At 69.4% G+C, this 7,241-nt stretch carries 6 protein-coding genes and 2 pseudogenes; 5 read left to right on the top strand and 3 right to left on the bottom strand.

Annotation, left to right across the window (positions count from 1 at the left end; genetic code table 11):
• The coding region (locus tag ABZS54_RS17935) for a hypothetical protein (RefSeq protein WP_355536287.1) at positions 1 to 793 on the bottom strand (793 nt) is incomplete at its 3' end.
• A gap of 421 nt (positions 794 to 1,214) precedes the next feature.
• Here ABZS54_RS17935 and sepH point away from each other — a divergent pair.
• The gene (gene sepH / locus ABZS54_RS17930; protein WP_355536283.1) at positions 1,215 to 2,339 is read left to right on the top strand and encodes a septation protein SepH; all 1,125 of its coding nucleotides are present in this window, start codon (positions 1,215 to 1,217) and stop codon (positions 2,337 to 2,339) included.
• Between the two features lie 91 nt (positions 2,340 to 2,430).
• On the opposite strand, the gene ABZS54_RS17925 is transcribed toward sepH, so the two are convergent.
• Positions 2,431 to 3,273 (bottom strand): sulfurtransferase, encoded by an 843-nt coding sequence (locus ABZS54_RS17925; protein WP_355536280.1) that lies wholly within the window; start codon positions 3,271 to 3,273, stop codon positions 2,431 to 2,433.
• A gap of 109 nt (positions 3,274 to 3,382) precedes the next feature.
• Here ABZS54_RS17925 and ABZS54_RS17920 point away from each other — a divergent pair.
• The 3 genes and pseudogenes from ABZS54_RS17920 to ABZS54_RS17910 form a co-directional block, all read left to right on the top strand.
• A pseudogene (locus tag ABZS54_RS17920) lies at positions 3,383 to 3,676 on the top strand (VOC family protein); the annotation flags it as partial.
• Positions 3,601 to 4,161, top strand: a complete 561-nt coding sequence (locus ABZS54_RS17915; protein ID WP_355536290.1) for a VOC family protein — start codon at positions 3,601 to 3,603, stop codon at positions 4,159 to 4,161. The pseudogene ABZS54_RS17920 and the gene ABZS54_RS17915, both read left to right, overlap by 76 nt.
• A 437-nt stretch (positions 4,162 to 4,598) precedes the next feature.
• A pseudogene (locus ABZS54_RS17910) lies at positions 4,599 to 4,944 on the top strand (hypothetical protein); the annotation flags it as partial.
• A gap of 62 nt (positions 4,945 to 5,006) precedes the next feature.
• Here the strand turns inward: ABZS54_RS17910 and ABZS54_RS17905 are convergent.
• Positions 5,007 to 6,332 (bottom strand): MFS transporter, encoded by a 1,326-nt coding sequence (locus tag ABZS54_RS17905; RefSeq protein ID WP_355536277.1) that lies wholly within the window; start codon positions 6,330 to 6,332, stop codon positions 5,007 to 5,009.
• A 308-nt stretch (positions 6,333 to 6,640) separates the two neighbouring features.
• Here ABZS54_RS17905 and ABZS54_RS17900 point away from each other — a divergent pair, with 308 nt between their 5' ends.
• Entirely contained in the window at positions 6,641 to 6,808 is a 168-nt protein-coding gene (locus ABZS54_RS17900) for a hypothetical protein (RefSeq protein WP_355536274.1), read from the top strand.
• Positions 6,809 to 7,241 lie beyond the last annotated feature (433 nt).

Raw genomic sequence — 7,241 nt, 5'->3', positions numbered from 1 at the left:
GGCGCATATCGGATATAGAAGCCGAAATCCCCGCCCGTCTGCCCTGTGTCAGGCGCAGCGCCCCGGCGCCTTCGCCGCCGGGCCCGCCCGGGGTGCCCATGTCGTCGGTGCCCGGGCTTCGAGTGGGCGCCGACGTGCCGGTGCCGGTCGGGTTCGGGGTCGAACCGGTCGGCGGCTGGGGCGTGTCGTGCCGGGCGGGCCGGTCCTCGACGATCCGCGAGATGGTCGAGCCGCCCGCGTCGCCGTGGCCGAACAGGCTGGCGAACGAACGGCCGATCGCGGTCTCGGCGAGCGTCACGACGCCCATCGCCACGACGAACACGAGCACGGCCCCCACCAACGATCGGCCGAGCCACACCCGCCGGTCGCCCAGGCCGTCGGACGCCGCCTCGGCCCGGGAGGCGCCACCGCTCGGCGCACCCAAACTCGGGTCGACGCGCTCGTAGTCGCCGACCGGCAGCACCATCGTCTCGTCGTTCGCCGGTCGCCGTTCGGCCACGCCCGTGGGTCGATCCGGCACCGCGGTGGGGTCCGGGCTCGGCCCGCCCTCGTGCGGAGGGCTCAGCGTCGCCCGCACGTCGCGCAGTTGCTCGCCGGTGCGCCGGAACAGGTGTACGTAGACCGCGCTCCCGACCGTCGCGACCACGCTCGCGAGCGCGGCGCCGATCACCGTCCCGGCGACACCGAGCGTGGAGAGCAGGAACGCCGAGGAGATGGCCGCCAGGGCACTGCCCACAACCTGCACCGCGTTGACATCGATCCGGCGACGTTCATTCTCGGTCCTTTCCGGCATCACTTTCCTTGCCCGTCCGTGCTCGGACGGTGGTTAATCATGAAAAACAGGACTTCACCCTGGTTAGGACTGAACGGCCCATCCACATCGTTCCGATCGGCCCAATCTTGTGATCGACATCACCCCGGACGGCCGAAAACGACTCGTCCGAACGGGACGCGCCGATGCGGCGCGGTGTGTCCCGGTAGAGCCCCCGAATGGAGTACTGTTCACGCGAGGTTCCGGAAAGACCTGTGCGCGAAGGGGGAAGCGACCGACCGCAGAGGTCAGGGTGGGGCACCGCCCCGGTATCTACCCGAAATGGTGTAACCAAGGCAATTCGGCCAGCCAGGTAATAAATCCGACACGCCGGACAACTCGGTCAGGTTGTGGCCATGCCGAGGCTGGGCAGGTCACACTCGTAGCGGGAGCAACGACGCAGGTGACGTCGGCAGGCACCACCCGGGAGGTCCCCATGCCCGAACTGCGTGTCGTGGCCGTCAGCAACGACGGCACACGGTTGGTGCTGAAGGCTGCCGACGGCACCGAGTACATGCTGCCCATCGACGAACGGCTCCGCGCCGCCGTCAGGGGTGACCGCGCCAGGCTCGGCCAGATCGAGATCGAAGTCGAGAGCCAACTGCGTCCGCGTGACATCCAGGCCCGGATAAGGGCCGGTGCCACCGCGGAGGAGGTCGCACAGCTCGCCGGCATCCCGGTCGACCGCGTACGGCGTTTCGAGGGTCCGGTGCTCGCCGAACGCGCCTTCATGGCCGAGCGCGCTCGCAAGACCCCCATCCGCCGCCAGGGCGAGACCACCGGTCCGCTGCTCGGCGAGATCGTCACCGAACGCCTGCACCTGCGCGGCGCGGACTCCGAGTCCGTGCAGTGGGATTCGTGGCGGCGTGACGACGGCAGCTGGGAGATCCTGCTGCTCTACCGCGCCGACGGCGAGATGCGCTCCGCGAGTTGGAGCTTCGATCCGCCCCGGCGGCTGGTCACCACGAACGACGACGAGGCCCGTTCGCTGATCGGCGAACACCCGGCGGCGTCCGAGACCCCGTTCCCGTTTCGGCCGCGCCTGGCCACCATCCCGCGCGAGAGCGACGACGACGCGATCACCAGCCTGCTGGACGCGGTCCCGGGCCTGCGCGGTGAACCGCAGACCCAGTCGGTCTCCCCCGGTCCGATGCGCATCGACGTGACCGCACTGGCCGAACGCCCGCGCGTGGGCAGCATCGAGCGGTCCGAGCGCGCCGAACGCCCGGAGCGGATCGAACGCGTCGAGCGTGCCGAGCGGATCGAACGCGCCGAGCGGCCGGAGCGCCCGGAGCGCGCCGAACCGATCGAGGAAGAGGAGACCCAGGCCCCCGCTGCGGCGGCGGGCGCGGGCAGCGCGTACGAGAACGTCCTGGTGCCGCGCGGTGTGGTCGGCCCGCACCGCGAGCGTCTGGTCGGCAGCACCGACCGACAGGCCGAGGCCGACGGCGTGCGTCCCGGCCGCCGGGCGACCGTGCCCAGTTGGGACGAGATCGTGTTCGGGAGCAGGCGCAAACGCCGCGAGTGATCGACGCGTACGGATACGAGGAGAGCCGAGGGTCCCGACGGACCCTCGGCTCTTTCGTTGCCCGCAACGGCCGGGCGTGGGCCCGGGCGCGCTACGCGCCGGTGGCCACCGGGCGCTGCGGATCCGTAATCCAGTCGCTCCAGGACCCGGCGTACAGCGCGGCCGGGACACCGGCCAGGGACAGGGCGAGCACCTCGTGCGCGGCGGTCGCGCCGGAGCCGCAGTACGCGGCGACCCGCGCACCGTGCACCGCGCCCCGGGCGGCGAAGTACTCCTTGAGCTCGGCGGGTTCGCGGAACCGGCCGTCGGGGTGCGTGTACTCGGTCGCGGGCGCGCTGACCGCGCCGGGAATGTGGCCGGCCTTCGCGTCGATCGGCTCGCTCTCGCCGCGGAAGCGCTCGCCGGCCCGCGCGTCCAGCAACACGCCGCCGGCGGCCACCAGCGCCGCGGTCTCGTCCGCGTCCAGCCGGCTCATCCCGCCCGGACGCGGGACGAACGTGCCGGGCCGGGCGGGCTCGGGCACCACGTCGGTGACCGGCAGGTTCTGCGCCGTCCAGGCCGTGAAGCCGCCGTCGAGCACCCGCACCCGGTCGTGGCCGAAGTAGCGCAGCAGCCACCACGCCCGCGCCGCGGCGACGCTCTGGCCTCCGTCGTAGACGACCACGTCGGTCTCCGCGGCGATCCCCAGGCGGCGCATGGCCGCGCCGAACGCGGCCGGTTCCGGCATCGGATGCCGGCCTCCGGCGCCGGTGGGGGTGTGCGGTCCGGACAACTCCGTGGCGAGGTCGACGAAGCGGGCGCCGGGTACGTGGGCGATCCGGTAGGAGTCGATTCCGGGCGGGCCGCCGAGCTGCCAGGTGACGTCGAGCACCAGCGGCGGCGACGAACCGTCCAGGGCTGCGGCCAGGTCGGCCGCCTTGATCAGGGAACTCATAGGGGCATCCTGCCTCGTGCGGCGGTCACCGACGAGCAATGTCCGGCCCTGGTGGCAGCATCGGTCTCGGATCGTCCCGAATTGTCGGTGTCTATCCGAGGAGGCAGTGATGAGCGAGTGGACCTCGCGGTATCCCACCGGCGTGCCGTGCTGGGTGGACCTGGGCGTGCCCGACGTCGGGGCCGGACTGGCCTTCTATCACGGGTTGTTCGGTTGGGAGGGGGAGATCGGGCCGGCCGATGTGGGCCACTACACGACCTGCACGCTCGGCGGTCGCCCGGTCGCCGGCCTGATGGGACGCAGGCCCGGACAGGAGGGGCCCGTCGCGTGGACCACCTACCTGGCGGCGGACGACGCGGATGCGGTGATCGACCGGGTCCGTGCGGCCGGCGGCACGGCGATCGTGCCGCCGATGGACGTACTGACGTTCGGCCGGATGGCGGTGGCCGCCGACCCGACCGGCGGCGTGTTCGGTGTGTGGCAGGCGGGCGACCACCGCGGCGCGGGTGTGGTCAACGAGCCCGGCGCGGTGGTGTGGAACGAGCTGTACACGCCGGACAGCGCGCGGGCCGAGGACTTCTACGCGGCGGCGTTCGACTTCACCTACGAGGACATGTCCGACGCGGACTTCGACTACGCGGCCTTCCACGTCGACGGCGTCCGCGCGGCCGCGTGGCGGGTGTCCAGGACGGCCCGCCGCCGCACTGGGCCGTCTACTTCGCGGTGGGCGACGCGGACGAGACCGTCGATCGCGTCGACAACCTGGGCGGCAAGGTGCTGCGCGGCCCGGAGGAATCCCCGTACGGCCGGGTGGCCGCGGTCCAGGACCCGCAGGGCGCGGTGTTCAACGTGATCGCGGTGGCGTGCAATCCGAATAATCCGCAATAGTGCGATTCGTTCGAATTGGCGGGCAGGTGGGCTGCGTTGGGCCCGCCGCGCCGACCTGAAACCACCCCACCCTTGAGCCAAACGGGTGACGTAGAGTCGAGATTGACGGGCTCCCGTCCGGCAACGGGATCCGGGATCGACGGGACCCGTGCGTCTATGTACACACGGGACATCGTCCCCCGCACCCTCTGTCGGTCGGGAGACGCATCTTCGTCCCGATCATCGAGGGGGTCCATTCCATGGGCAAGCTGTTCAAGATCGTCCTGCTGATCGCCGCCGCCGCGGGCGTTGCGCTCGTCGTGTCGAAGAAGCGCAACCAGGCCTGAATCGGCCGCGGTTCGGCAAAGGGGTGGTCTCCCATGGAGGCCACCCTTCTTGTTGGGCGGCTTCGCTCGTCCCTCCGCGCCCCTCCGGGCCACGCCGTCAAAACTTGCGGCTCCGCCGCCCGCCCCGAAACGACCGAACCCACCGCGCGCGTCCACCGGTTCGCCGAGCTGCCGACCCCGGCTGCGGGCAACGACGCCCGGCTCACCGACCGGATCGCCGCAATCCGCGCCGCCGACCCGGCCCACCTGCAACGACCTCGAACCCGACCGCGAGACCCTCGTGGCCAGGCTCACGCACCACTACCACAACGGCCGCACCGAAGGCGTCAACACCCGCAGCAAGAGGATCATGCGCCAGACGCACGGCCGAGCTGGATTCGACCTCCTCCGCCATCACATCCCCCTCCAACGACAACGGAACGTCACCACCGACTACGGAACAGAGCCGTTCTTCTGACAGACCCATGGAACGTCATCGTCCACATCTCGGGGGAACCTCAAGCGCGCAGAAGGCGTCGCTCAGTCGGATCGCTCATGCACGACTGCGGCCGCCCCCTCCTGCGGGACGTGAGGCAGGGACGCGCGGTTGCGCAGGGCCAGTGAGGCGTAGAGGCCGCCTGTGATGACCATCAAGCCTGCGAGCAGAAAGATGGTGTCGATCCGGCCGAACTCGATGCCGGCAACCCTCGCGTCCAACCCGTTGAAGGCGGTACTTGCCAGCCAGCCGGCGGCTGCCACGCCGAGCAGTGAAGCGAGTTGCTGTGCCGGATTGATCACGGCGATGACTCGTCCCAGATGGGTGGTGGGCACGGCATCGAGAAGGATGGGGGTCAGTGCGGCGTTGACAGCGGCCAACGGGAAGCCAACGACCATCAGGACGGCCAGAGCGGACCATAGATGGCTGAGTTGGGAGTAGATGACGAGCCCGACACCTGCCGCCACCAGACCCGAGGAGAAGAGCCGCCGATGGCCGATCCGTGCGCCCAGCATGCCGGCGCCTGCCGCCCCCGCCACTAGGCCGACGCCCAGCGCCATCTCCAGCGTGCCGAACCAGCGGGTTCCGGCATGGAGGTTCTCGGTTACGAAGAACACGTTGAGGGATTCGAGGGCGGCCGTGCCAAGAGTGACGATCGAGATTGTGATGATCAGTGCCGTCACTACCCGGCTGCTACCTACCAGGCGCAGACCCGCGAGGAACTCCGCCCAGACGCTCCCCCGCTCCGCTGCTTCGCTGCGCGGTGCCTCCGGCTCGACATGCACGGCACGAACTGCCATGTAGGACAACAGAAAAGAGCATGCGTTGAGGAGCAGCGCCCACCGAACGCCGACCCCGTACAGCAGCGGCGCGGCCAGCGGCGGCCCCAAGATCGACGCTATCGCCTGGGTCGACTGGCCGATGGCCGCCGCTCGGACCCGCTGATCCGCAGCGACCACGCGGCCTATCACCGCGAATCGGGCCGGGTTGAAGAACTGGGCCACCCCCATGGCCAGGAACACAGCCACATAGACCAGAGTGAGAGTGGCCCCCGTTGCCAGTGTGCCGGTGGGCAGGAAGGCCAGCACAGTAACGGCGCCGATCAGGCTGGCCCGGATCAGATCGGTGGTCAACATGGTCCGCCGCAGGTCCCACCGGTCGACGAACACCCCCGCGAGCGGCGCCACCAGCAGTGTCGCGGCTGCTGCGACTGCGATCAGGGCAGCGACCGCCGCAGGCGCGTCCGACCGCCCCCTGAGCAGGACCGTACCCACCCATAAGGTGAGGGTTGTGTTGAATACGAAGTCCCCCAGTTGCGAGATCGTCTGGCCAGCCCAAAGCAGGCGGTAGTTGCGGTTGATTAGCAGCATCGCGCCATTGTGTCAACGCCCCAGGTGGAAAGGAAGGGGCGACTCAATCCCGTCTCCGACAGGTCGTGGCGAGGACCTCAGGGTGGCAACTTTAGGCAAGGACAAGAGCGGTCAGGGAACAGGGTACAAACGAAGTGGAACTTCGCGCAGACTCGACACCAACGAAGTCACACAGTGACGCTGGAGCTATCCGAAGGAAGTAGCTCACGGCCGGGCCGCGAACTACTTCCTGCCGGTTCGATCCCGCTGACGTCACCCGGAAGACTCGAGATTGAATCGGATCTGAACGAAAAGGAGTAGGACGGGAAATGAAGCACACCATTCTGGCATTCGGTTCCGCGGCGGTGCTGATTCTCGCTGTTTCCATCGGCGCCGGGAGCGCATCGGCAACCCCGGTCCAGAACTCCATCGCCGGGGAAATATCCGGGCCCGCCTTGTCCGACGACGTCGGCTGGGAAATCGCGCCGTCCAGCTGATCCGCGAACTACGCCACGACCCGGTCCCACTTGGCCAAATCTGGAAGGCTCCAGGGAAAATGGCCAGAAAAGTCTCCCCGATCCTCCCCTGCTGATACGGGCGACCCGGCCGCCGCGCCGGGCACCGCACCCCAGACCCCAGGAGCTTCTGATGCGCAGGCCACCGAACAGCCTCCCGACGTTGCCGGCCCTGACCGCCGACCTGTCGACAGTGCCTCAAGAGCCGCCTCCGGGCTGCTGACCGATCCGCCGGCAGAGCTCGCGCTCACCGCACGCCGAGGGGGGGTGACATCTATGGCACGGAAGATCACGGTCGAGAACGACCCGCTGGATGGCGAGGACGACGAGAAGAACCCGCCGATCACCATCTCCGTCAGCTGAAATCCCGAAGGGTGTGAGTCCCATGGCACGGAAGATCACGGTCGAGAACGAC

It is taken from the genome of Embleya sp. NPDC005575 (genome assembly GCF_040605455.1).
In the GTDB taxonomy this organism is placed as follows: Bacteria; Actinomycetota; Actinomycetes; order Streptomycetales; family Streptomycetaceae; genus Embleya.
Note: the sequence above shows the minus strand (reverse complement) of the source record. Positions and strands in the feature narration are given on the sequence as shown.

Excerpts from the sequence above, each read along its gene's own strand:
- ABZS54_RS17925 (WP_355536280.1), bottom strand. The coding sequence starts at position 3,273 with ATGAGTTCCCTGATCAAGGCGGCCGACCTGGCCGCAGCCCTGGACGGT.
- ABZS54_RS17905 (WP_355536277.1), bottom strand. The coding sequence starts at position 6,332 with ATGCTGCTAATCAACCGCAACTACCGCCTGCTTTGGGCTGGCCAGACG.
- ABZS54_RS17900 (WP_355536274.1), top strand. The coding sequence starts at position 6,641 with ATGAAGCACACCATTCTGGCATTCGGTTCCGCGGCGGTGCTGATTCTC.